The organism is Enterobacter sp. DC4 (assembly GCF_000568095.1).
In the GTDB taxonomy this organism is placed as follows: domain Bacteria; phylum Pseudomonadota; class Gammaproteobacteria; order Enterobacterales; family Enterobacteriaceae; genus Enterobacter; species Enterobacter pseudoroggenkampii.
The window spans coordinates 1,024,730-1,045,460 of the sequence record NZ_AZUB01000001.1; the positions used below are offsets into that span (position 1 = coordinate 1,024,730).

General features: G+C 54.2%; 24 protein-coding genes. 9 read left to right on the forward strand and 15 right to left on the reverse strand.

The genetic code is table 11. The features are described from left to right. Window positions 1-90 precede the first annotated feature (90 nt). Entirely contained in the window at window positions 91-1,026 is a 936-nt protein-coding gene (gene paaX, locus P349_RS19155) for a phenylacetic acid degradation operon negative regulatory protein PaaX (protein WP_032651186.1), read from the forward strand. Window positions 1,027-1,035: 9 nt separating this feature from the next. Next, complete coding sequence (gene paaY / locus P349_RS19150) at window positions 1,036-1,632, forward strand: phenylacetic acid degradation protein PaaY (RefSeq protein ID WP_032651188.1); 597 nt, start codon at window positions 1,036-1,038, stop codon at window positions 1,630-1,632. Here paaY and P349_RS19145 read toward each other — a convergent pair. Beyond that, a complete protein-coding gene (locus tag P349_RS19145) occupies window positions 1,541-2,812 on the reverse strand; it encodes a serine hydrolase domain-containing protein (RefSeq protein ID WP_032651190.1) in 1,272 nt (423 codons plus the stop codon). The genes paaY and P349_RS19145 overlap by 92 nt on opposite strands. Window positions 2,813-2,947: 135 nt before the next feature. Here P349_RS19145 and P349_RS19140 point away from each other — a divergent pair, with 135 nt between their 5' ends. The 3 genes from P349_RS19140 to P349_RS19135 all read left to right on the forward strand — a co-directional run bounded on the left by P349_RS19140 (window position 2,948) and on the right by P349_RS19135 (window position 4,920). Then, window positions 2,948-3,430 carry a glutathione peroxidase gene (locus P349_RS19140; protein ID WP_032651192.1) on the forward strand — a complete coding sequence of 161 codons (483 nt, stop codon included), beginning with the start codon at window positions 2,948-2,950 and terminating at the stop codon, window positions 3,428-3,430. 138 nt (window positions 3,431-3,568) lie between these two features. Further along, on the forward strand, window positions 3,569-3,952 hold the full coding sequence (locus tag P349_RS26585; RefSeq protein ID WP_032651221.1) for a SecDF P1 head subdomain-containing protein: 384 nt from the start codon (window positions 3,569-3,571) through the stop codon (window positions 3,950-3,952). A gap of 314 nt (window positions 3,953-4,266) precedes the next feature. Continuing rightward, window positions 4,267-4,920 (forward strand): LysE family translocator, encoded by a 654-nt coding sequence (locus P349_RS19135; RefSeq protein ID WP_032646101.1) that lies wholly within the window; start codon window positions 4,267-4,269, stop codon window positions 4,918-4,920. A 185-nt stretch (window positions 4,921-5,105) separates the two neighbouring features. Here the strand turns inward: P349_RS19135 and P349_RS25190 are convergent, their stop codons facing one another. From P349_RS25190 to P349_RS19125, 3 genes are all read right to left on the reverse strand, one after another. Beyond that, entirely contained in the window at window positions 5,106-5,543 is a 438-nt protein-coding gene (locus P349_RS25190) for a VOC family protein (RefSeq protein ID WP_071995273.1), read from the reverse strand. Window positions 5,544-5,556: 13 nt separating this feature from the next. Continuing rightward, the gene (locus P349_RS19130; protein WP_032646998.1) at window positions 5,557-5,994 is read right to left on the reverse strand and encodes a VOC family protein; all 438 of its coding nucleotides are present in this window, start codon (window positions 5,992-5,994) and stop codon (window positions 5,557-5,559) included. Window positions 5,995-6,076: 82 nt separating this feature from the next. Then, entirely contained in the window at window positions 6,077-7,234 is a 1,158-nt protein-coding gene (locus P349_RS19125; protein ID WP_032646999.1) for an MFS transporter, read from the reverse strand. 132 nt (window positions 7,235-7,366) lie between these two features. On the opposite strand from P349_RS19125, the gene P349_RS19120 reads away from it, so the two are divergent. Next, complete coding sequence (locus P349_RS19120) at window positions 7,367-7,894, forward strand: MarR family winged helix-turn-helix transcriptional regulator (protein ID WP_032647001.1); 528 nt, start codon at window positions 7,367-7,369, stop codon at window positions 7,892-7,894. Window positions 7,895-7,927: 33 nt separating this feature from the next. After that, a complete protein-coding gene (locus P349_RS19115; RefSeq protein WP_032647004.1) occupies window positions 7,928-8,851 on the forward strand; it encodes a LysR substrate-binding domain-containing protein in 924 nt (307 codons plus the stop codon). Between the two features lie 47 nt (window positions 8,852-8,898). Here P349_RS19115 and P349_RS19110 read toward each other — a convergent pair whose 3' ends face one another. Continuing rightward, window positions 8,899-9,369, reverse strand: a complete 471-nt coding sequence (locus P349_RS19110; protein WP_032647005.1) for a hypothetical protein — start codon at window positions 9,367-9,369, stop codon at window positions 8,899-8,901. Window positions 9,370-9,634: 265 nt separating this feature from the next. Here P349_RS19110 and P349_RS19105 point away from each other — a divergent pair, with 265 nt between their 5' ends. Further along, window positions 9,635-10,111, forward strand: coding sequence for a WbuC family cupin fold metalloprotein (locus tag P349_RS19105; RefSeq protein WP_032647007.1), 477 nt, complete (start codon window positions 9,635-9,637; stop codon window positions 10,109-10,111). A gap of 65 nt (window positions 10,112-10,176) precedes the next feature. Here the strand turns inward: P349_RS19105 and P349_RS19100 are convergent, their stop codons facing one another. From P349_RS19100 to P349_RS19070, 7 genes are all read right to left on the reverse strand, one after another. Then, entirely contained in the window at window positions 10,177-10,719 is a 543-nt protein-coding gene (locus P349_RS19100; RefSeq protein WP_032647009.1) for a cysteine hydrolase family protein, read from the reverse strand. 284 nt (window positions 10,720-11,003) lie between these two features. After that, window positions 11,004-11,603, reverse strand: coding sequence for an NAD(P)H-dependent oxidoreductase (locus P349_RS19095; protein ID WP_032647011.1), 600 nt, complete (start codon window positions 11,601-11,603; stop codon window positions 11,004-11,006). A gap of 74 nt (window positions 11,604-11,677) precedes the next feature. Beyond that, window positions 11,678-12,271 (reverse strand): TetR/AcrR family transcriptional regulator, encoded by a 594-nt coding sequence (locus P349_RS19090; RefSeq protein ID WP_024908017.1) that lies wholly within the window; start codon window positions 12,269-12,271, stop codon window positions 11,678-11,680. 34 nt (window positions 12,272-12,305) lie between these two features. Then, window positions 12,306-15,395: an efflux RND transporter permease subunit gene (locus tag P349_RS19085; RefSeq protein ID WP_032647015.1), complete on the reverse strand. Its 3,090-nt coding sequence runs from the start codon at window positions 15,393-15,395 to the stop codon at window positions 12,306-12,308. Then, on the reverse strand, window positions 15,392-16,501 hold the full coding sequence (locus P349_RS19080; protein WP_032647017.1) for an efflux RND transporter periplasmic adaptor subunit: 1,110 nt from the start codon (window positions 16,499-16,501) through the stop codon (window positions 15,392-15,394). Before P349_RS19080 ends, P349_RS19085 begins: the two co-directional genes overlap by 4 nt. Before the next feature lie 74 nt (window positions 16,502-16,575). Beyond that, window positions 16,576-17,190, reverse strand: coding sequence for a TetR/AcrR family transcriptional regulator (locus tag P349_RS19075; protein WP_024908014.1), 615 nt, complete (start codon window positions 17,188-17,190; stop codon window positions 16,576-16,578). A gap of 208 nt (window positions 17,191-17,398) precedes the next feature. Then, the gene (locus tag P349_RS19070; protein WP_032647018.1) at window positions 17,399-18,193 is read right to left on the reverse strand and encodes an SDR family NAD(P)-dependent oxidoreductase; all 795 of its coding nucleotides are present in this window, start codon (window positions 18,191-18,193) and stop codon (window positions 17,399-17,401) included. Window positions 18,194-18,289: 96 nt separating this feature from the next. On the opposite strand from P349_RS19070, the gene P349_RS19065 reads away from it, so the two are divergent. Next, on the forward strand, window positions 18,290-18,658 hold the full coding sequence (locus tag P349_RS19065; protein ID WP_024908012.1) for a MerR family transcriptional regulator: 369 nt from the start codon (window positions 18,290-18,292) through the stop codon (window positions 18,656-18,658). Between the two features lie 33 nt (window positions 18,659-18,691). On the opposite strand, the gene P349_RS19060 is transcribed toward P349_RS19065, so the two are convergent. From P349_RS19060 to P349_RS19050, 3 genes are all read right to left on the reverse strand, one after another. Beyond that, entirely contained in the window at window positions 18,692-19,006 is a 315-nt protein-coding gene (locus P349_RS19060; protein WP_032647020.1) for a PTS sugar transporter subunit IIB, read from the reverse strand. Window positions 19,007-19,108: 102 nt separating this feature from the next. Further along, the gene (locus P349_RS19055) at window positions 19,109-19,708 is read right to left on the reverse strand and encodes an HAD-IB family phosphatase (RefSeq protein ID WP_032647022.1); all 600 of its coding nucleotides are present in this window, start codon (window positions 19,706-19,708) and stop codon (window positions 19,109-19,111) included. A gap of 57 nt (window positions 19,709-19,765) precedes the next feature. After that, window positions 19,766-20,677, reverse strand: a complete 912-nt coding sequence (locus tag P349_RS19050) for a LysR family transcriptional regulator (RefSeq protein ID WP_032647025.1) — start codon at window positions 20,675-20,677, stop codon at window positions 19,766-19,768. Window positions 20,678-20,731: the final 54 nt, after the last annotated feature.

The following is a 20,731-nucleotide window of genomic DNA, read 5'->3' on the forward strand; positions in this document are numbered from 1 at the left end:
CCCCTCAGGGGAGAGGGTCAGGGTGAGGGGTGAGGATATCTACCCCGAATTACTATGCTATGATTCATCCAGGACAAAAATAACAACAGAATGAATCACATGAATAAACTCGACGCCTTTATCCAGCACGCGGTCAGTTCCGTTCCCGTCAGCGGGACCTCGCTTATCTCCTCGTTATACGGTGACGCGCTGTCCCATCGCGGCGGAGAGATTTGGCTCGGCAGCCTGGTCGCGTTACTGGAAGGGATGGGATTCGGAGAGCGCTTTGTACGCACCGCGCTGTTTCGCCTTAACAAAGAGGGCTGGCTGGATGTTTCCCGCATCGGGCGTCGCAGTTTTTACCGCCTGAGCGATAAGGGGCTGCGCCTGACGCGCCGTGCGGAGAATAAGATCTACCGTGCGGAACTGCCCGCCTGGGACGGAAAATGGCTATTGCTGCTCTCAGAAGGGCTGGACAAAACCACCCTCGCCGACGTCAAAAAACAGCTGATCTGGCAGGGGTTTGGCACGCTGGCACCGAGCCTGATGGCCTCGCCGTCGCAGCATCTGGCGGACGTGCAGTCTCTGCTTCACGATGCCGGGGTGGCGGAAAATGTGATTTTCTTTGAAGCCCACTCGCCGCTGGCGCTCTCCCGCGCCGCGCTGCGTTCACGCGTAGAAGAGTGCTGGCAGTTAACCGAGCAAAACGCGATGTACGAGTCGTTTATCAGCTCGTTCCGGCCGCTGCTCCCGCTGCTGAAAGAGGCCGCGCCGGAGGAGCTGACGCCGGAGCGCTGTTTCCAGATCCAGCTGCTGCTGATTCATTTTTATCGTCGCGTGGTGCTGAAAGACCCGCTGCTGCCGGAAGAGTTGCTGCCCGCGCACTGGGCGGGGCAAAGCGCCCGACAGCTCTGCATTAATATCTATCAGCGTGTCGCGCCGGGGGCCCTGGCGTTTGTCAGCGAGAAGGGCGAAACCTCCGTGGGCGAACTGCCCGTGCCCGGCACGCTCTACTATCAACGCTTTGGTGGTCTTACAAGCGCATAAGGAGTGAAGATGCCTGTTTATCAAATTGATGGTCTGACGCCGGTGGTACCTGACGAGAGCTACGTTCACCCAACGGCAGTGCTGATTGGCGACGTGATTCTGGGCAAAGGCGTCTATGTTGGTCCTAACGCCAGCCTGCGCGGTGATTTTGGCCGTATCGTGGTGAAAGACGGTGCCAACATTCAGGATAACTGCGTGATGCACGGTTTCCCGGAGCAGGACACGGTGGTGGAAGAGGATGGGCATATCGGCCACAGCGCCATTCTTCACGGCTGCGTGATCCGCCGCAATGCGCTGGTGGGCATGAACGCGGTGGTGATGGACGGGGCGGTCATCGGCGAAAACAGCATCGTCGGCGCGGCGGCGTTCGTGAAGGCAAAAGCGGAGATGCCCGCTAACCATTTGATTATCGGCAGCCCGGCCAAAGCGATTCGCGCGCTGAGCGAGCAGGAGCTGGCATGGAAGCAGCAGGGGACGCGGGAATATCAGGTTTTGGTGGAACGCTGCAAGCTCACTATGCACCAGGTGGAGCCGCTGCGCGAGGTTGAGCCTGAACGGAAACGGCTGACGTTTGATGAGAATTTAAGGCCGAAGTCGGCGGTGTAGGGGTAAGGCCGTCTTTTTTCGCCATATCCATCAATAGCGCGATGCCAATGTAATTACTCCAGTTAAAGGTATTTTGCAGCACCACCACCGCATTGCCTTTTTCTTTGTCATAGCCGATAAAGCTGGAGTAGCCGCCGATATAACCGACCTGATAGGTGATTTTTTCCGGACCGATAAAGTCGGTGGTCCAGGCAATACCCTGTACCCCGTCGGGACGTAGAATATCGGTATTTCTCACTTCGGCAAAGACGCTGTCCAGCAGGGGATTGTGGGTTGTTGAGACGTGATAGCGGGCATAGGTCGCCAGATCTTCGGCGTTACTGTATAAGCTCGCTGCCGCCACCATGTTGTTGGAAAAATGCCAGTCCGGGGTGAGCTGCCCGCGCGGGATAAACTTCGGCTGATCGCCTGCGTGGCCAAGCGCCCGCTGTGGATACCCTTTTAGCTGCCGGGGCGTAAAGCTGCTGTTAGCCATTTGCAGCGGATGGAAAATATAGCGCGAGGCTAAACTCTGGATATCTTCGCCGGTTTTGTGTTTCAGGATATAGCCGATCAGGGCGTAGCCGGTATTGGAGTATTGCGGCACTTTATTCTTTGGCGCTCGCCAGTCGGCGAGGTAGCCCAGCACGTTATCGCTATCCAGCTCACCGTAGAAATTATCGCCCGTGCTTAAGTAGCTGATGAATTTACCAAGCATCGGAACATCCATATTCTGACGCGGCAGGCCGGAGGTGTGGGTTACCAGTTCAAGCAGGGTGATTTTTTGTGCATCCGCGCTAAGCGGCGTCCCCGGCGGAAGCAATGTCGCCAGGTTATCGTTCCAGTTCAGTTGCCCTTCATTCACCAGACAAGCCACCACTTCCGCCGTGATCCCTTTGCTGAGCGAGCCAAGCGCAAACAGGGTATCGGGCCTGACCGGATAGCGATTGACCGCATCGGTTACGCCCCAGGTGTAAAACTGCGGTGAGCCGTGATTATGGATCACCGCGACCGTCATCCCGGGAACGGATTTTTGCGCCATATAGTGACGTACCACGCTGTCAACGTCGCCATCCAGTGAATCATGGGTGAGAAGTTCCTGAGTACCTTCCGGGGAGGACATTTGCGAGAGCGTGCCACAACCGCTGAGGAGTGGGAGAGTAAGCAGAAGCCAGATAATTTTTTTTGTTATGTTCTGCATACCTGGTAGCGAGTGTGGTGGTCATTGGCGCGCCAGGAATGTATCACAAATAGCCTGCGTGAATGTAAACTTTCTACACGGTGGCGGCTCGTTGATGGTTACCGTGACTTTTCGGCCTGCTTTGAGGATTTCAGTATGACTCGCTTTTATCAACTTACCGCCACCCGTCTGGATGGGCAGCTTATCTCTATGGCCGACTATGCAGGAAAGGTGGTTTTGGTCGTTAATACCGCCAGCCAGTGCGGCTTCACGCCACAGTACGGTGGCCTTGAAGCGCTATACAAGAAATACGCCGATGAAGGATTAGTCGTGCTGGGCTTCCCCTGCAACCAGTTCGGTAAACAGGAACCCGGCGGCGCAGACGAAATCTCGAAAACCTGTTACATCAACTACGGCGTGAGCTTCCCGATGTTCGAGAAGATCGAGGTTAACGGTAGCGCAGCGCACCCGCTGTTTCGTTATCTGAAAGATGAATTGCCCGGCGTGCTGGGGGGGCGGATCAAGTGGAACTTTACTAAGTTTCTGATTGGACGCGACGGTAAACCACTCAAGCGTTTTGCTCCGATGACTACGCCCGAGAAAATGGAGGGGGCAATTGTTGCGGCACTGGGAAGGTGAGTGTTTTTGCCGCTAGAGCCATCCATTTGTTGGGGATTGCCGATATTCTGATATCCGCTCTGTGCCAGAAGCAGACGTTGATAACGTTGAGATATGTTAATTTATGGAGAGCAGGTCAACGAACAAAAGGAGAAGAAGATGCAAATCAAGTTCGGGGTGTTGTTACTCGCAGCGCTTGTGCCATTGACATCGACGGCAGCAAAAGGGAGTTTGTTTTTTTCGGTCGGTAATGAGAAAACTTCTTTTTCCCCTGGATGTGTAAAGTCAATTGATTATGTAGAGAAGGATGAGACAGGTGCAGAGAATTTAATCTTTAGATTTTCCGATGAATGTGGCAAAAGGTTGTCGGAAATGACCCGACAGAATATAGGAAAGCATATGTCCATCGCCTACGATCATAATAAAATTACTTCCGCTATAATTTCCTCGCGTCTGAGTACTAGTTTCAGAGTATCCACAAAAGACATACCAAGAATACTGTTGATGCAAATACTTAATGATTATGATGGTGTTCGTGATTAACCAGAAAAAAGCGGCAAATAATAATTTACTTGGCAATGAAAAGTCATTCATAAATACAATGTCCGCTTTTCGCTCACAGCAGACCTTCAGCTTCGTTAACACGTCCGCTCCGTGCCAGCAGCAGACGCTGCAGTATATTCCACTTTCGGCTCGAATCGGACTGAGGTAACGTAGCAGAAATATTTATCCGGACTCAACCAAGATGCCTTCCATCGAAACGTTTATCACTTTTCTTCTCGCTGCAGTATATTCCACTTTCGGCTCGAATCGGACTGAGGTAACGTAGCAGAAATATTTATCCGGACTCAACCAAGATGCCTTCCATCGAAACGTTTATCACTTTTCTTCTCGCGCTAACGCTTCTGGAGATTTCTCCGGGACCAGACATGATGCTAACTATCGCAAGAGGAGTCGGTCAGGGAAGACGTATTGCACTGCTTACGGTACTGGGTAATGTATTTGTAGCTGGTTTTGTGCAAGTTTCTTTTCTTGTCCTGGGGTTGGTAGCCGTTGTTCATGCCTGGCCGGTTGCGCTAGATCTGTTAAGGTGGGCTGGTGCGGCTTATCTGATGTGGCTGGGCATAAAAATGATTGCGACTTCAGGCACAGATACGCGGCTGCGAAAAACTGCCAAAATTTCTGACTGGAGTGCCGTTAAAGAAGGCGCCTTGAACAGCCTGACTAACCCCAAATCCCTACTGTTCATGTTCGCTTTTCTTCCTCAGTTTGTCGATCCCGCCGCGGGTCCTGTCTGGCTGCAATTGCTTGTTCTGGGGAGTATCCAGAAGCTGGCAGGAATTATTTCCCTGGGATCAGTCGCAATGGCATCAGGGACATTTGGAAACTGGCTAAGTAAACACCCAGGCTTTATCAAATGGCAGGAACGATTTACAGGCGTTGTCATGATAGGCCTCGGCATCCGCATGTTGTTTAGCGGGTCTGGTGTCGTATCGAAATCTTCCAGTTAAGTTTTACCGAAAGGGTAAACCCAGTGTCCGCTCCTCGATTTACAGGCGTTGTCATGATAGGCCTCGGCATCCGCATGTTGTTTAGCGGGTCTGGTGTCGTATCGAAATCTTCCAGTTAAGTTTTACCGAAAGGGTAAACCCAGTGTCCGCTCCTCGCTCAAAGCGGACCATACTGTAAAATTTTATTAGTGAAGTGACTCTTCTTCTCCTGAGAGCGTATCTGCATCAGGTGAATAATTCCGGTAAACGCATGCCAGTTTATGCCCGTCATGATCGCGCAGATAGGCAACATAAAAATCGGGGCCGTAGGCGGTTCGTGTACCGGGCACGCCTTCATTTTTCCCACCCGCACGGAGGCCCGCTGCATGGAAGCGTCTGACAATTTCCGCGTTATCGGCTCTGAATGCGAACATTGTCCCGTTTCCCGCTGTCGCGGGTTGCTGGTCAAAAGGAGGACAAATGCAGAAGCTAAATTCGTCATCCGGATGATTTTCGTTTCCCCACATTGCCCAGCTATCAGTCCGGGCGGGCAGACGTGAATAGCCCAGCACGTTAAAAATGGCGTCATAAAAGTTCAAGGCGCGTTGAAAGTCATTTGTCCCTATCGTGATATAAGCCAGCACGTTATAACATCCTCTATCCACGCAGCCACGGCGTAATCGTCAGCCCGGTAAGCAAGCCTTCCGGGCTGAGCAGGCGAGTGACGGTTTGCCCCCACGGTTCCATACGGTTAGCCACCAGTAACCGATAGCCTTTTTCACTCAGAATACGGGTAGCAGAATCGAGATCCTGTACTTCGTATTCAACCCATCCCTGCGGTATCGGGTGCTCTGCGGGCCACTGTTCTTCTCCAAAACATGACATAGCCGCCTGTGCGAGCGGCCAGACAGCAAAATGCTTCACGCCTGCCAGTTGGCCCTCTTCAGTGAGCAGATAATCGCTATTCCCTTCCATCGGCTTCAGCGGAAGGCCGAGTGTCTGGACATAAAACGCGGTGCTGGACTCCGTATCCCGAGAAATGGGCCCGAACCCGGCGACAAACAAGACATCCATTCCCGCTAACGTCTGCGACATATCTACTCCTGCGTGAGGTGAAATTCACCCTGAATTTATATTACGACTGGCTGAAATACGACTCTCAATTCTGGTATCGCATTCATCGTGCCTGCACGCCCACGACGGGTTTAAAATTCAACGCGATGACGATCAGCAGCACGACTCCCGCACTCATGATCAGCCATGCGCTGGTCAGAGAGACCGAACTGTCGCGAACGATCCCCGCAATTAACGGCATGAGCGCGGCGATCATGTATCCACCTCCCTGAACTTTTGACAGTAACTTCCCGGCCTGAGCGGGCGTTCGCGCATGATCGAATGTGACGATCAGCGACAGCGGGAAGAGGGCGCCGATCCCGATGCCAAGCAGTAGCGTAGATAATACCGGCGTTGTACCCGGCGAAAAGACCAGACACAGGAGTCCCGCCAGCAGCAGCAACAATACGGCGATCAGCGGCACGCGACGGTCGGGGAATTTACCGATCAGCGCGGAGACGGCAAACCCTGCGACAACCTCGGTTAACGTCAGCCAGGCCAGCATGTAGCCGCTGCTGCGTGCGGACCATCCCGCCTGAATATAAAGTGGGGGCAGCCAGGCCAATACCAGCGTATAGGCTCCCGTTCCCACGCCGAAAAAGAGCAACAGCAGTGCCGTACGGGAGGAGGAGAGCGTAACGGTTTCGGGGGCTGTTTTTTCCCCCTGAGGATGCTTAACCAGGGTTAACCACAGTATCAGCGCCAGCAGCGCTAACAGCCCGGCCATTGCCAGCGCGGGCTTCAGCGTCAGCCATGAAAACAACGGCTCGGCGCTGGCGGCAGCGACTGCCGCACCGGCCATAATGCCCGTGCTGAATAGCGACATTACCGTGCTGGCCATTTGCGTATATTCCTTTTTTATCAGGGCAGGCATTAAGGCCTGGATCATGCCGATACTGGCCCCGCCCAGTAACGCGGTGCCCATAAGACTCTCCGGTGAGGCGCTAAAACCGCGTAATAAACAGGCCACAAGCAGGATGAAGAGACCGAGCATAATTCCCCGTACGGCACCAACTCTGGCTAAAAGCCAGGGGCCACACAGGGCAGCCAGTCCCATCATCGCGACCGGCAGGGTGGTCAGCAGGCTAAATTGCGTAGCCGTTAGCCCCGCTTCGCGCTGCAGCACGGAAAACAACGGTCCGACAGAGGCCAGAATGGGGCGCAGGTTCAGCCCGACGATAAAAGCGATAACGGCGAAGAGTAAAGGCGATGTGCGTTTCAACAGGAGATCCTTTTCGGTTGTGAATGGCCGGGCAAATTGCCACAAGCATTTATCTTAACGTTAAGATAAAATGTGTTTTTGCGTAAGATGTACCGCACAACAGGATAAATACCCACACCATCAGGGGTGAAAATGAAAGACCATGTAGACTTCGTTGTCGGCCAGTGGAGCCGTGCCATGCCGGAACTGGACGCCTCATCGATGAAAATTTTTGGCCGAATGCTCCGGCTGATGAAGCATCTGGGAAAAGAATGGGCGGAGGCGATGGCGCAGTTTGGTTTTCGCGAGGGCGAGTTTGACGTGCTCGCCACGCTGCGCCGCGCCGGTGAGCCGTACTGCCTTTCCCCCACACAGCTGTATAAATCGCTGTTGATCACCTCAGGGGCGATGACGAACCGGCTCAGCCATCTCGAAAAGCAAGGGCTTATCAGGCGAATTGCCGATCCGGATGACAAGCGCAGCACGCTCGTAAGCCTGACACCGCGCGGGCAGGATCGTATCGAACAGGCGCTGATCGTGCACACACAGACGCAAAATGCGCTGCTGAGCAACTTGTCTGACGCGCAGCACGCGCAGCTTGAGTCCCTGCTGAGGGAATTGCTGCTGGCGTTTCCGGCTGAGGAATGGGATGAAACGTCACCGTGTGCCGATAATACATAAACTGCATGATTACACCTTACAAAAAGGGAATGTATGTCTTTACCGCCACTGTATGCGCTGCGCGCGTTCGAAGTTGCCGCACGGCTGAACTCCTTCAGCAAAGCGGCTGAAACACTCCATATCACGCCGGGGGCGGTCAGCAGGCATGTCCAGACGCTGGAAATGTGGTTCGACTGCGAGCTGTTTAAACGACAGGGGCCGAGAGTGGAGGTCAGCGATGCCGGACGTATTCTGGCTGGGCAGCTTAGCGAAAGTTTCTCGAATATTGAGTGGGCCTGTCGTGCATTCAAAAGTGAAAACCACCTTCTGCGCCTTAAAGCGCCCAGCTCGCTGACGATGCGATGGCTTCTGGATGTGCTTAAATCCTTACGCGAGAACCACGCGAAGCCGAAAATCGAAATTGCCAGCGTCTGGATGGACTTCGACACGGTTGATTTCAGTCGTGAGCCTTACGATTGTGCGATCCTCCTCGGTAACGGCTATTTCGGCGAGTCAACAGAAAGCAGGCTGCTGTTCAGCGAATGGCTTATTCCCGTTTGTACTCCGTCTTTGCTGGAGTCTGCCCGGCATACGCTTCCAGATTGCGATCTTATTCATCCGTCACCGGACAGACGGGACTGGAAGCGCTGGCTGAAAAGGACGGGCTTATTCCCCGGCCTCGACATGAGCGGTGGAATCGTGTTCGATACCCTGGAGCAGGGAAGCCTTGCGGCCATGCACGGACACGGCGTGGCGATGGCAGATCTCCGGCTCACGCTCGACGCGCTGAAAAGCGGCCTGCTCGCGCTGCCTTTCAGGGAGGCGATAGCAACAGGGGACGGTTACTACCTTGTCTGGCCCAAAAATTCGCTCAGAGGCCAGAGTATTGAACGGCTGCTGGCGTGGCTAAACCTTAACGCACCGGTGGTGCCTTCTTTGGATATCGTCTGTCTTAATTACAATGAAAAGCGGGTTTAATAAATAGCGGAATATTTATTATGGGATATTCCGCATATTGAACGTATTTATGCGTAGGGAATATTCGCCATCTTTTTATATCTTTCCGGCAGGGCGCTGTTCAGGTTAAGTAATTTATCGAGAATATAAAGCGCAGGCGTCCCTTTTGCGCGTTCAGCATCGATCAGCGCAGTGCGTAACAGATTGGCAGCCGAGGTCATTTCACGGAAATAATCCTCCGATTCACGCGTCTGAGCTTCGCCTGACGCGGCGTAACGCACCTTTGGCCACTGCGCAAAGTCAAGCAGCGGAAGGATCCCATCCTCTTTTGGTAAATGCGCTGAGAGCAACTCTTCGGCGTTGCCCGGATTGCTTTGGGCGAAAGAGAGGAGGTGCAGTCGGTGGATGAAAGGTGAAAGCGCTTCTGAGTTTTCTTTTTCTGTTGAAAGTAACGTTATCAACTCATGCACATTTGCTTGGGCGCTAAATTTATGAGGCGAGATAATGTTCATTACATGGAATAAAACATCGAGTGTCATAGGTGCTCCATACAGGCTTGGTATTATTTATTTTTCTATCCCAGGGATGAATGGATGGTATTTCAGGGGCGTCACTTTTGAAAAACGATAAATAGTGGGAATCAATGTGAGTTTTACTCAATGTTGCGCTTTGGAGTGCAATCACGCACATCCTCACGTTGCAGCGATTTGTTTCACAAATGCCATCGTCCATAACCGTTCAGGATGGTATAACGTCTTGCGGCAATCGGGTTGCCGTCAGATGACCCCATTCACAAAGGTGTATATGAAACAAATTACTTTCAGTGACCTGCAGCAACAAAGCGAGCAGGCTGCAAATTCTCCTCGCTTACGCGCCCATCGCAATTTACACCCTGAGCTGAGCGACCCGGTGCAGCGCTTGGCCATCGCGATGGAACCCGGTACCTATGTTCGCCCCCATCGCCACCCGCACACGTTTGAACTGCTGACGGCGCTGAGCGGTCGCTTTCTGGTGTTGAATTTTGATGACAGCGGTAACGTGACCCAGCGCGTGGTGTTAGGTGAAGACTGCAAAGTGCTGGAGATGGATGCCGGTACCTGGCATGCCGTGCTGTCGCTGGATAAGGGCGGCGTTATTTTTGAGGTAAAACACGGTGTCTACCAGCCCGTTCCTGAGCACGATACCGCCCCATGGTCACCGGCTGAGAACGCACCCGGTAGCGCGGAGCTGATGAAATGGTACGCCCAGGCACAGGTGGGTGACGGTGGTTTTACCCTGTAATTGTGCTCTCATGTTCCCGGCGCGCAAAGGCGCACCGGGTAAGAGAGAGAGACGAACCCGCCAACTCAACTCGCCCTATTAAAATGCCAGTCGCGGGCAGTCGACAGCGTCACGAACGGACCTGCCAGGGTGCTGTTGTGATGGGCAATAATGTCGCTGGCGGATAAATAGTCATTATCCATTGTGGTATGCGCATCAGAAATCAGTACCGTCCTGAAACCCAGCTCCGGTGCGGCCCGACAGGTCGTATCAACGCAAAATTCTGTTTTCATCCCGGCAATGACCAGCTGTTTGACACCTCGCTGATTAAGTTCTCGCAGCAATACCGTATCCCTAAAACAGCTGGGATAGCGCTTGGTGAAAACAACATCCTGCTCCTTCACGCCCAGTTCGGGTATCAGCTGTGTTAACGGACCCTTCTCTGAGAGCGGGGAGTCGTCTGGTCCAATATGGCGGGCAAAAAAGAGGGGCACCTGCGCGCGTCGCGCGTGGGTGATTAACAAACGGATATTTTCCAGAACGGCATCGGCGGAACAGGGGGAAACCGGGCCCCGGAAGAGGCCCTGCTGCATGTCGATAACCAGGAGTGCATTGTCAGACGAAACCATTTTATTTCTCCATTCAGAGGGTGGTGAACGGAGAGATATTTCCCCGTCCAGACTGGCGGGGATTGAGGTTCTGTTTGTCAGTCGTTTGCTACAGATACACTCACGCCGCCGAAGGTTCCGGTGGTGGTGAGCGTGGTTGTTGGCTGAACTGACTGATACATGCAATGACCTTTGTTTATTTCGCTGTTAGCGTAACTATCGCGTACAGTTATAGCGCTGGTGAGAGATTCTCTTCAATACACCAACATCAGTAGGTGCAACGTTAGCGTTGCGCCGGGATGATATTACTGAATACTGCCGAGCCCTTTCAGGAATTCCTCAACCTGCTCAGGCGTCGCTGTATCTGCCTGGTAAAGGATATCGAGCTTAACGTTCTTCAACCCGCAGAAGCCAAATACACCTTCGACAATCTGCGTCTGAATCGCCGTCGAATAGCCGTGTTTATCAAATCCGGTGAGATCGCTGCCGCCAGTGGCAATCAGGCGGACGGGAACATCCCGTAAGTTGCCCACAATCCGTCCGTCGTCGGCCACCTTATACGCCCAGTTCAGGGTTAATACGCGATCGAACCAGCCTTTCAACAGCGCGGGGACCGACCACCAGTACACGGGGAAGACAAACACCAGCATATCCGCACGCTCGACGCGCTGCTGCTCGCGCAGAATATCGTCGGGAAGGGCGCTCGGATCGCCGTGATACAAATCAAGGTCGGCGCGAGACATGGCCGGATTAAACCCTTCAGCATGCAGATCGGCGATTTCAACCTGCGTACCTTGCTCGCGTAATTTTCCGGCAATATGGGTTGCCAGCGAATGGGATAATGAATTGTCGACAGGGTGAGCCGTCACGATCAGTGCGTTATTAATGGCATGTGTAGCAGACATAGCGACCTCAGAATGGGGGAGAAGTGACACCTATATTACTGTTGGTAACTTAGGTGTCAATCCGCCCCCGACGATCATTTTGTGCTATTCGCGTAGGTCTCCAGCACGCCGGTCATGGCGCCGCTGAGCATATCTTCTGCAATATTTCGCGCGAGTACGCCGTTGCCCGCCGCGGTGCTGAGCGCGTCCGCCGCGCCAATGATGGCCGTCAGTACCGCTTCCCCCTGAACGCCTTTTAAGACGATAAAAGGGGAAAGCGCGGTACGCAGGCAGTCGGCACATTCGGCCACGCATGCCTCACGAAACGTCTGCAACGCGTGGGAACCGGACAGCGCAGCCGCGATTGGCCCGGTTTCAGGCCCGGCAGTAATGGCGCAGTCGATATAGGCGGCACTGAAAAAGCGGATCGTCTTTTCCAGCGTTTTGCTGTCGACCGCCAGCGTCTCACGGAATTTCGCCAACTGCCGATCGCTATAATCCTGGTACAGCGCCATCAGCAACCCTTCACGATCGCCAAAGTGGTCATAGGGGATAGGCTTGGTGACGTTGGCCCGCTCGGCCAGGTAGCCAAGCGTCAATGCCTCCGTGCCTTGCTGGCGAACGATTCCGCGTGCAACCTCGAGCAGCTGCACGCGGCGGTCCTCTTTTCTTAAGCGCTTAACAACCATACTTTCCTCAAAACTGTTATCTACTCATGGTAGTTTACACGCTTTCTGCGGGGCGCTGCACGCGTTGTTCCAAAGGGCGGATCCGGAACCATATCGCATACATCGCGGGCAGGAAGACGAGCGTGATGATCGTCCCGCCCAGCGTCCCGCCGATCAGCGTCCAGGCCAGCGTGCCCCAGAACACCGAATGCGTCAGGGGAATGAACGCCAGCACGGCGGCCATGGCGGTCAGCAGGACCGGGCGTGCGCGCTGGACCGTCGCTTCAACCACCGCCTGGAACGGCTCGAGACCGTCCTTCTGGTTATGATCGATTTGACCGATCAGGATCAGCGTATTGCGCATTAGAATGCCGGAAAGGGCGATCAAACCGACCAGCGCGTTGATGCCAAACGGCTGATTGAAAATCAACAGTACAGGCACCACGCCAATCAGCCCCAGCGGAGCGGTTAAGAACACCATCACCATCGCTGAGATTGAGCGCACCTGCAAAATGATGATCAGCAGCGTCAGGGCAATCATGATCGGGAACAGCGGCAACATGGCCTGCGTGGCTTTGCCCGATTCCTCAATCGAACCCGCCATGTCGATACGGTATCCGGCCGGCAGCGCATCAACGATCGGCTGGAGCTGCTTCATGATGGCGACCGACACATCCGGTGGCTGAAGATTGTTAGCGATATCGCCCCGCACGGTTATCGTCGGGGTGCGATCGCGACGACGGAGGATCGGATCTTCCATACCAATCTCAATCTTGCCGATTTGAGACAGCGGAACGCGCTGTCCCGCATTGCCGACAAGGGTAAAGCCCTCGATTTTTGCCGGGTCAAGACGGATATCTCCCGCCGCGCGGCCAATCACCTCTACCGAGCGAATATCTTCCCGCACGGAGGTGACGGGCACACCTGAGAGCAGGAACTGAAGCTGCTCGGCAACGGCACTGGAGGTTAAGCCGGTCGCCTGCAGGCGGTTTTGATCGAGGGTGAAATGCAATACGGGAACGCGTGACCCCCAGTCGGTGTTGACGGTTCTCATCATCGGGCTTGCCTGGAGCACGGCTTTCACCTTATCAGCAATGTCATGCACCTGTTCGACATCCGGACCCGTCACGCGCCAGGCAACCGGGAAGGGCGAGTAAGGGCCAAACACCAACTGGGTCACCCGCACGCGCGCTTCAGGCGCCAGGCCGTTGGCGACCGCTTCTCTCAGCCGGAGCTTGAGCGCCTCGCGTGACGTCTCGCTGTCCGTCAGGATCACGATTTTCGCAAAAGACGGATCGGGCAGTTCAGGCGCCATCGCCAGATAAAAGCGGGGCGAACCCTGACCAATATAAGCAGTAACAATTCTGGCTTCAGGCTGCTGACCCAGCCACGCTTCTATTTTTGCCGTTGCGGCGCTGGTTTGCGCTATCGAGGTGCCGTAGGGCATCTGCACTTCAACCAGCACTTCCGGGCGATCGGAGGTCGGGAAAAATTGTTTTTTTACCAGCCCCATGCCGAGCACGGCCAGGATGAATATGGTGACCACAGCGCCGGCCACCCGCCATTTCCTGGCAATAACGCGGCCAAGCAGCTGGCGAAAACGGTTATAGCGAGGCGTGTTATAGATGGCGGCATGACCTCCTTCTACTTTGGGGATCGCTGGCAGGATCTTCACTCCAAGATAGGGCGTGAACACCACCGCGACAAACCATGAGGCAATCAGGGCGAGGCCGACAATCCAGAACATATTGCTGGTGTATTCCCCGGCGGTCGACTGGGCAAAACCATTCGGCATAAAGCCAATGGCCGTCACCAGGGTTCCGGCCAGCATGGGCGCGGCGGTATGGCTCCAGGCGAAGGCCGAGGCTTTGATTCTGTCGTAACCTTCCTCCATTTTTACCACCATCATTTCGATAGCGATAATCGCATCGTCAACCAGCAGCCCGAGGGCGAGGATCAGGGAGCCCAGCGTGACGCGGTCAAAGTTTATTCCCGCGGCTTCCATCACCACGAAGACGACCGCCAGCGTCAGCGGGACCGCCGCCGCAACAACCACCCCCACGCGCCAGCCCATGCTGACAAAACACACCACCATGACCACAAGCAGGGCGACGAAGAATTTAATCATGAACTCATCGACCGACGAGCGAATATTCACGGACTGGTCGGTGACTTTGGTCAGGGACATGCCAAGCGGCAGGCTATCATTGATTTTTGCCGTTTCCGCATCCAGCGCTTTACCCAGCGCCAGACCGTTCCAGCCTTCGCGCATCACGATGCCCAGCAGAAGGGTGGGTTCATGCTGATTACGTATCAGCATCGTCGGGGGATCTTCGTAGCCTCGCTCAATCGTTGCTACGTCGGACAGCTTGAGCGTTTTGCCCTGAGCAACAAAAGGCGTATCGCGGATTTTCTGCAGTTCATCGAACGCGCCGTCCAGGCGGATAAAAATTTGCGCGCCTCGGGTCTCAATGGAACCCGCCGCGGTTAACGCGTTCTGGCTGTTGAGCGCATTGAAAATATCCTGGGGTGAGAGCCCTATCGTCGCCAGACGGTCATGGGAGAAGGAGATATAAATCCGCTCGGCCTGTTCGCCGATAATGTTCACTTTCTTCACGCCGGGAACGTGCAGAAGCTGCTGGCGCAGGCCTTCGGCATCACGTACCAGCTGTCGCTGCGGTTCGCCTTTCGCTTTCAGGGCAAAGAGGGCAAAGGTGACATCCGAGAATTCGTCATTGATCATCGGGCCGATGACGCCCGCCGGAAGACGTTGAGTTTCATCTCCAAGCTTCTTACGCGCCTGATAGAACTCCTCCTGCACTTCGGCAGGCGGGGTCTTGTCCTGCAATGACAACGTGATAAACGCCATGCCGGGACGGGTATAGGTTTCGGTACGGTCATACCATTTGAGCTCCTGCAGGCGCTTTTCCAGCGGTTCGGCGACCTGATCCTGGATCTCCTGCGCGGTGGCGCCAGGCCAGACGGTTATCACCGTCATTTGCTTTACCGTGAAGGGCGGATCTTCCGCGCGTCCGAGCCCAAAAAAGGCGTAAATTCCGGCAATGGTGACCAGAACGATAAGAAACAGCGTGATGGAACGTTCGCGGACGGCCAGCGCTGACAGGTTGAAGCGGCTTCCGCTCATGGCGTGTTCTCCGTCAGGGCGGCATTGCGTTGTTTAGCAAGCCTGACGACCTCACCTTCGTGCAGAAGATGGGCGCCTAAAGCAACAATTTTCTCACCGGGCTTCACGCCGCCCGTAACCTGCACCGCATCTTCACCCACGCTCAGCACCTTGACGGGCGTCCATGCGACTTTTGCCGGCTGGGCGGAAATACGCCAGACGCCGGGACCTTTTCCTGCATCATAGAGTGAAGCCAGCGGAACCTGCATGACCTGACCTTCCGCTTTATTGTCCTGAATGTTCAGCGTGACGGTCGCCCCCAGCGGCGCGTTTGCCAGCAGGCCATCCAGCACGTATCGGGCTTCATAAGTGCGGGTCGCGGCATCGGCAGAGTCAGACAGCAGGCGCAGCGTTGCGGTGACCGGGTTTTCTTCTTTGCCATAAAGGGTGGCCTGCGCCTCGCTGCCGACGGCAGGGCGCAGCGTTTCCGGAAGCTGCACGAGCGCTTCGCGTTGTCCCGCTCTGGCGAGCCTGATCACCACCTGTCCGGCACTGACGACCTGACCCGGCTCGGCGAGCGTCTCCATGACCACACCGTCTGAATCCGCCAGCAGTACGGCATAGCCCGTGGCGTTTTGCGCCACGTTGGCCTGGGCCCGGGCGGCGCTGAGATCGGCCCTGGCCGTATCGGCCGCCGCTTTGATCTGGTCATACTCCGAGGCAGATACGGCGCCGGATGCCACAAGGCCGCGATAGCGCGCTTCATCGCTGGAGGCTTTTCGCGCGCGCGCCTGGGCAGCATCTACCGCGCGCTGCTGCGCCTGAGCCTGTAATTTCAGGTCAACGGGATCCAGGCGCAGTAAGGGCTGGCCCTGTTTGACGGTCTGCCCCGTATCAACCAGTCGCTCAAGGATTTTTCCCTGAACCCTGAAACCCAAATCGCTTTGCGTTCTTGCGACCACAACGCCCGTGAAGGCGCGGGCGGTATTGTTCGCAAGCTCAACGGAAGCGGATCTGACGAGCGGTGGCTTTGTGCGCGGATCGTCACTCGCGGAAATATCGCCGCATGCCACCAGGGCAAACGGCAGGAGACAAACGGCAACGCGGGCTGAAGTGAGCCTGAGCATGGGAAACCTTTTTGACGTAACAGGACGGTATCCGCATTCTCTGACTAGTGACCAAAAATGTCAATGGTCACAATTTAGGGGGCCAGGCTTCTTAAAATCAGTGAAGAGAGAAGCACCGCCGCGGTGGGGGCCATTTCGAGGTTGTACTGCAGCTGGATGGGATTGATAAAAGGACACATCACCATGTGGATAGCCTGTGTGACCTCATCCAGCGGCGTTTTTCTCTCAAACTCTCCGGCCTGCCTGCCTTCGATAATGATGCTCTCAATTAGCTTCATCAGGCTTTCTGCATACCGTTCTGTCGACGGCCACTGCTCGCGTGCGGCGACGGCGGCAATGTCGTACAGCTTACGGTCGTGGAAAAACAGCTCGCTTCCCGCTTCGGTGAGCGCTTTGAAAAGACGGCGTAATTTTTCGCTTGCTGACGGCGCATCCTTGATGGCGGAAAGCACCGCCGCCATGATCAACTCCAGGCGGTTAGCGCAGATCACCTCGCCGATAGCCTGTTTGGAATCGAAAAACTTATAAATGTAGGACTTAGAAAAACCGATGGATTTAGCCAGCTCGGCGACGGTGGTTTTTTCATAGCCGTAGTGACCGAAGTGCTCAAAAGCGGCTTCGACGATTTGCTCTCTGACAGCGTGGTCAAGTGGACCACGTGCTGATGGGGGGTTCATATTTTTAGTCATTATTTAAGCTTAGCGTGACAGGCTACGATTAACAACGAGTGACCATTTCGTACTTTGGTTACCGTCATTCATCATGCGCCCTTCAGACGGGACGATCAACCAGGTGGGGTAAGTGTATCACTGTTTTTCGCGCACTATGGCATCTATCTGTCTGCGATAAGCGAGGATTTCAGCGCAACTCCCTTGCACTGAACAGAGCCGTTTTTGCTTAAGCCGAGCGTGGACGCAATATTTTTTCAACGATGAGCACCAGACGCTTTCGCGTCACGAACCGGTGTAGCTGCCCCAGAAGCCAGTTACCGCATCCGGTAATCAGGGTGCTACGGTTACTCTCCACGGCCTTTAGCGCCAGGGCGACCACCTTGTCTGCGGGCATTCTTTTACCTACCGAGGCTTCCTCAGCATTCACCACATCAAAAAAGGCCGTATCCGTTGCGCCGGGGCAAAGCGCCAGAACGCGGATGCCCTTTGAGCGATATTCACCCCACAGCGCATTCGAAAACGAGAGCAGGAAGGCTTTGGTTGCGCCATAAATCGCCATATAGGGATCCGGCTGCATCGCGGCCGTTGAGGCCACGTTAATAATCATCCCCGAGCCTTTCTGGAGCATTCCCGGCAGCATGGCGTGCGTCAGCTCCACGGGGGCCAGGCAGTTCACGTTTATCTCATCACGCTGCCTGTCGATAGAGAGCTTTTCGAATGGCCCATAGGTGGCGAACCCGGCGCAATTGATCAGAATGTCGGGGAAACGCCTTAAGGTTTCAAGCCGTTCCACAATGTGGGGAATGGCTTCCGGTTTCACTAAATCCTGCACAATAATCGTGATGGATACGCCATGCTTTCTGACTAACTCTGCGGCAAGCGCCTGCAGCTTTGGTTCGGAGCGGGCGATCAGGATCAAGGCCACGCCGCGGGCCGCGAGCTGCCTGGCGAAATCACGACCTATGCCCGAAGACGCTCCGGTAACCAGCGCTGTTTTTCCTGTATAATCAAAAGAATTCATATTATTAATCCCGTTTCCCTAATGTATGTCGCACAGGATAAACCGTGCACTTAGGTACACGGTCAAGCGTGATTTTTACAAGGTGAGGGCGGCGCGATGCGAATTGGTGAACTGTGTGCGAAAACGGGATTATCGAAAGAGACGGTGCGTTACTATGAGCGGCAAGGGCTATTAGAGAATATCCCGCAACCTAATCGCAGCAATAACTACAAAGTCTATTCCGCCGTTGATTTACAGCGTTTAAACATGATCAAGCATGCCAAAATGCTGGGTTTTACCTTAGCCGAAATCTCAGAGGTTTTAGCTGTCTGGATTGACGACAAATTTACCGCTGAGCAAAAACAAGCGTCCCTGCGCCGCAAGCTGCAGCAGCTGGAAGAGAAAGAAGCGGCGTTAATTGAACTCAGAGCCAGGATAATCAATGCGATTAATAAGGTTGGTCAACCTTGTATCGACGAGTTTTGAGCGGAGGCCGCAAAACCGATGCGGCCTTATCTATCACGCAGCCAGTTCAGGCATCTGTTCCTTCACGAAATTCAACACCCTCTTCGCGTCCAGAGACGCATAGGGCAGGCTCTCAATAATGGCGATTGAACGCGTATTACCCACCGTCTCTTTTATCTCATCGAGTTTGTACTGAATGTGCGGTGCGACGAGGAAACCATCGAAAGCGGGAGCGACACTGGCGAAGTTATCCAGCCCAACAGCGCTAATCATCAGCGGAAAGCCTTCACGTTCTGCCAGAGACTGCATCTTTTTGGCGAGAGAGTTTGCGGTATTACCAAACAAACAACATATCAGAAGCTTTTTCATGTTTTGTACCTCCTGAAAACCGCTCCCAGAGTAGTCCTGAGGTTGTCACCGAAATGCGCGCTATCTCTTATTTTGATGTTTTATTAATATGTCATGGCGGGGTCAGGCCATCTCTTTCCACTGATAAAATTTTTTCGAGGCAAGCGAGAGCATGTCTAAATCTTCCTTCGTATCGCCATAGGCATAGATGACGTTGTAGGAAGATAAATCATAATGATCAATGATCTTCGTTTTTTTTAAGCGGGCGCTGCAATCACCCTTTTTGTATTTTCCGGTTGCTTTTCCACCTGAAAATGCCACTTCACTGCATAAGAGTTCCAGACCATTCTGCTCGCACCACGGCTTAAGGTATAAATCAAGCGAGGCTGAGACCACTACCACCGTATCCCCTTGAGACTTATGCCAGCTGATTTTCTTCATGGCATCCTCCCGCAACAGGGCAGGAATTTCGGTTTTACTGTAGAAAAGCCCGGCCTTTTTTAATTCAGCTTCTGATTTGCCAGCTAACGCTATTCTTACCACTTTTTTTCGTAAAACCGACCCCGACAACGCACCGATTTTATAGGCGAGGATGTAGGGAAGAAGGCGCAGCTTTCCACGCCGTAGCGTTTTTTCATCAACAGAGCGATAAATAAACGGGGTGAAGGTGTCGGAAAACGTTATCGTTCCATCGAAGTCGAAAAAAGCAATATTTGTAGTCATAAGCCGTTAGGACGGGATAATGAGTTATATCGGGCGAGTGTATCACTGTTTATTGCGTTATTGTTTTTTTAGCCAGTCGAGAAAAAACTGGCTAAACGCCGTGACCTGAAGCGGCTGCAGCTTGCGCTGCGGGTAAACAAACTGCAGCCCGACATCTTTGCGATCGTACCGACTAAAACCGGTGAAGCTGTCGGCAAACAGTACCGTGAGTCTGCCTGTATCAACATCGTCTTTTACATCCCACCACGATTTCCCCGCGATGCCAGCCCCGCTGAGCGCCCACTGGCGAAGCAATGCTCCGTCGTCGCACACCATGGCAGGCTCTACGCGTACAATGCTTTCTTCGCCATTGGTTTCAAAGCGCCATTCGTTCATTACCACACCCTGAGACTCAAGTGCCAGGCACCGATGCTGAGCCAAATCTGCAAACGTGGCGGGGATGCCGCGTTCGTTAAGGTACTCCCCGGAGGCGACCAGTACCCGATGGTTCGGGCGGATGTTTCTGACGACAAGGCTGCTGTCCGGCAGGTTGCCGAAACGCACGCTCATATCCAACCGGTTAGCGACCAGGTCCTCAACGTGTTCTTTTAACGAGATGAAAAATTTAACGTCAGGATGGCGTCGGGAGAATTCCACGACGGCGGGGCTAAGATACTGTCTGCCAAAGTCCGAGGGGGCAGAAAGGCGAATGTTGCCGCTGAGCACGCCTTCTTTTTGCGTCAGTAACGACTCGGCGTGATGCACCTCCTCCAGCACGCGCAGCGCGGCATGGTAAAACTCTTCCCCGGCGCGGGTGAGCGTGATGGACCGCGTTGAGCGGTGAAACAGACGGGTCTGGTAACGCTCCTCAATTACCTTCAGCCTGGCCGTCATGGTGGCGGGGGAAAGCGACAGGCGTCGTCCGGCGGCAGAAAGACCGCCAGCCTCGGCCACTTCAACCAGTAATGCCATGTCTTCGAGTTTGCCCATTATTCATATTTTCCGAAAAGTGCATCTGCTTTTAGCGTAATTATCAAAACAAGA

Excerpts from the sequence above, each read along its gene's own strand:
- P349_RS19085 (WP_032647015.1), bottom strand. The coding sequence starts at position 15,395 with ATGAGCGGAAGCCGCTTCAACCTGTCAGCGCTGGCCGTCCGCGAACGT.
- P349_RS19060 (WP_032647020.1), bottom strand. The coding sequence starts at position 19,006 with ATGAAAAAGCTTCTGATATGTTGTTTGTTTGGTAATACCGCAAACTCT.
- P349_RS19120 (WP_032647001.1), top strand. The coding sequence starts at position 7,367 with ATGAAAGACCATGTAGACTTCGTTGTCGGCCAGTGGAGCCGTGCCATG.
- P349_RS19070 (WP_032647018.1), bottom strand. The coding sequence starts at position 18,193 with ATGAATTCTTTTGATTATACAGGAAAAACAGCGCTGGTTACCGGAGCG.
- paaY (WP_032651188.1), top strand. The coding sequence starts at position 1,036 with ATGCCTGTTTATCAAATTGATGGTCTGACGCCGGTGGTACCTGACGAG.
- paaX (WP_032651186.1), top strand. The coding sequence starts at position 91 with ATGAATCACATGAATAAACTCGACGCCTTTATCCAGCACGCGGTCAGT.
- P349_RS19115 (WP_032647004.1), top strand. The coding sequence starts at position 7,928 with ATGTCTTTACCGCCACTGTATGCGCTGCGCGCGTTCGAAGTTGCCGCA.
- P349_RS19080 (WP_032647017.1), bottom strand. The coding sequence starts at position 16,501 with ATGCTCAGGCTCACTTCAGCCCGCGTTGCCGTTTGTCTCCTGCCGTTT.
- P349_RS19075 (WP_024908014.1), bottom strand. The coding sequence starts at position 17,190 with ATGACTAAAAATATGAACCCCCCATCAGCACGTGGTCCACTTGACCAC.
- P349_RS19100 (WP_032647009.1), bottom strand. The coding sequence starts at position 10,719 with ATGGTTTCGTCTGACAATGCACTCCTGGTTATCGACATGCAGCAGGGC.
- P349_RS19130 (WP_032646998.1), bottom strand. The coding sequence starts at position 5,994 with ATGTCGCAGACGTTAGCGGGAATGGATGTCTTGTTTGTCGCCGGGTTC.
- P349_RS19050 (WP_032647025.1), bottom strand. The coding sequence starts at position 20,677 with ATGGGCAAACTCGAAGACATGGCATTACTGGTTGAAGTGGCCGAGGCT.
- P349_RS19055 (WP_032647022.1), bottom strand. The coding sequence starts at position 19,708 with ATGACTACAAATATTGCTTTTTTCGACTTCGATGGAACGATAACGTTT.
- P349_RS19140 (WP_032651192.1), top strand. The coding sequence starts at position 2,948 with ATGACTCGCTTTTATCAACTTACCGCCACCCGTCTGGATGGGCAGCTT.
- P349_RS19095 (WP_032647011.1), bottom strand. The coding sequence starts at position 11,603 with ATGTCTGCTACACATGCCATTAATAACGCACTGATCGTGACGGCTCAC.
- P349_RS26585 (WP_032651221.1), top strand. The coding sequence starts at position 3,569 with ATGCAAATCAAGTTCGGGGTGTTGTTACTCGCAGCGCTTGTGCCATTG.
- P349_RS19065 (WP_024908012.1), top strand. The coding sequence starts at position 18,290 with ATGCGAATTGGTGAACTGTGTGCGAAAACGGGATTATCGAAAGAGACG.
- P349_RS19105 (WP_032647007.1), top strand. The coding sequence starts at position 9,635 with ATGAAACAAATTACTTTCAGTGACCTGCAGCAACAAAGCGAGCAGGCT.
- P349_RS19135 (WP_032646101.1), top strand. The coding sequence starts at position 4,267 with ATGCCTTCCATCGAAACGTTTATCACTTTTCTTCTCGCGCTAACGCTT.
- P349_RS19110 (WP_032647005.1), bottom strand. The coding sequence starts at position 9,369 with ATGACACTCGATGTTTTATTCCATGTAATGAACATTATCTCGCCTCAT.
- P349_RS19145 (WP_032651190.1), bottom strand. The coding sequence starts at position 2,812 with ATGCAGAACATAACAAAAAAAATTATCTGGCTTCTGCTTACTCTCCCA.
- P349_RS19090 (WP_024908017.1), bottom strand. The coding sequence starts at position 12,271 with ATGGTTGTTAAGCGCTTAAGAAAAGAGGACCGCCGCGTGCAGCTGCTC.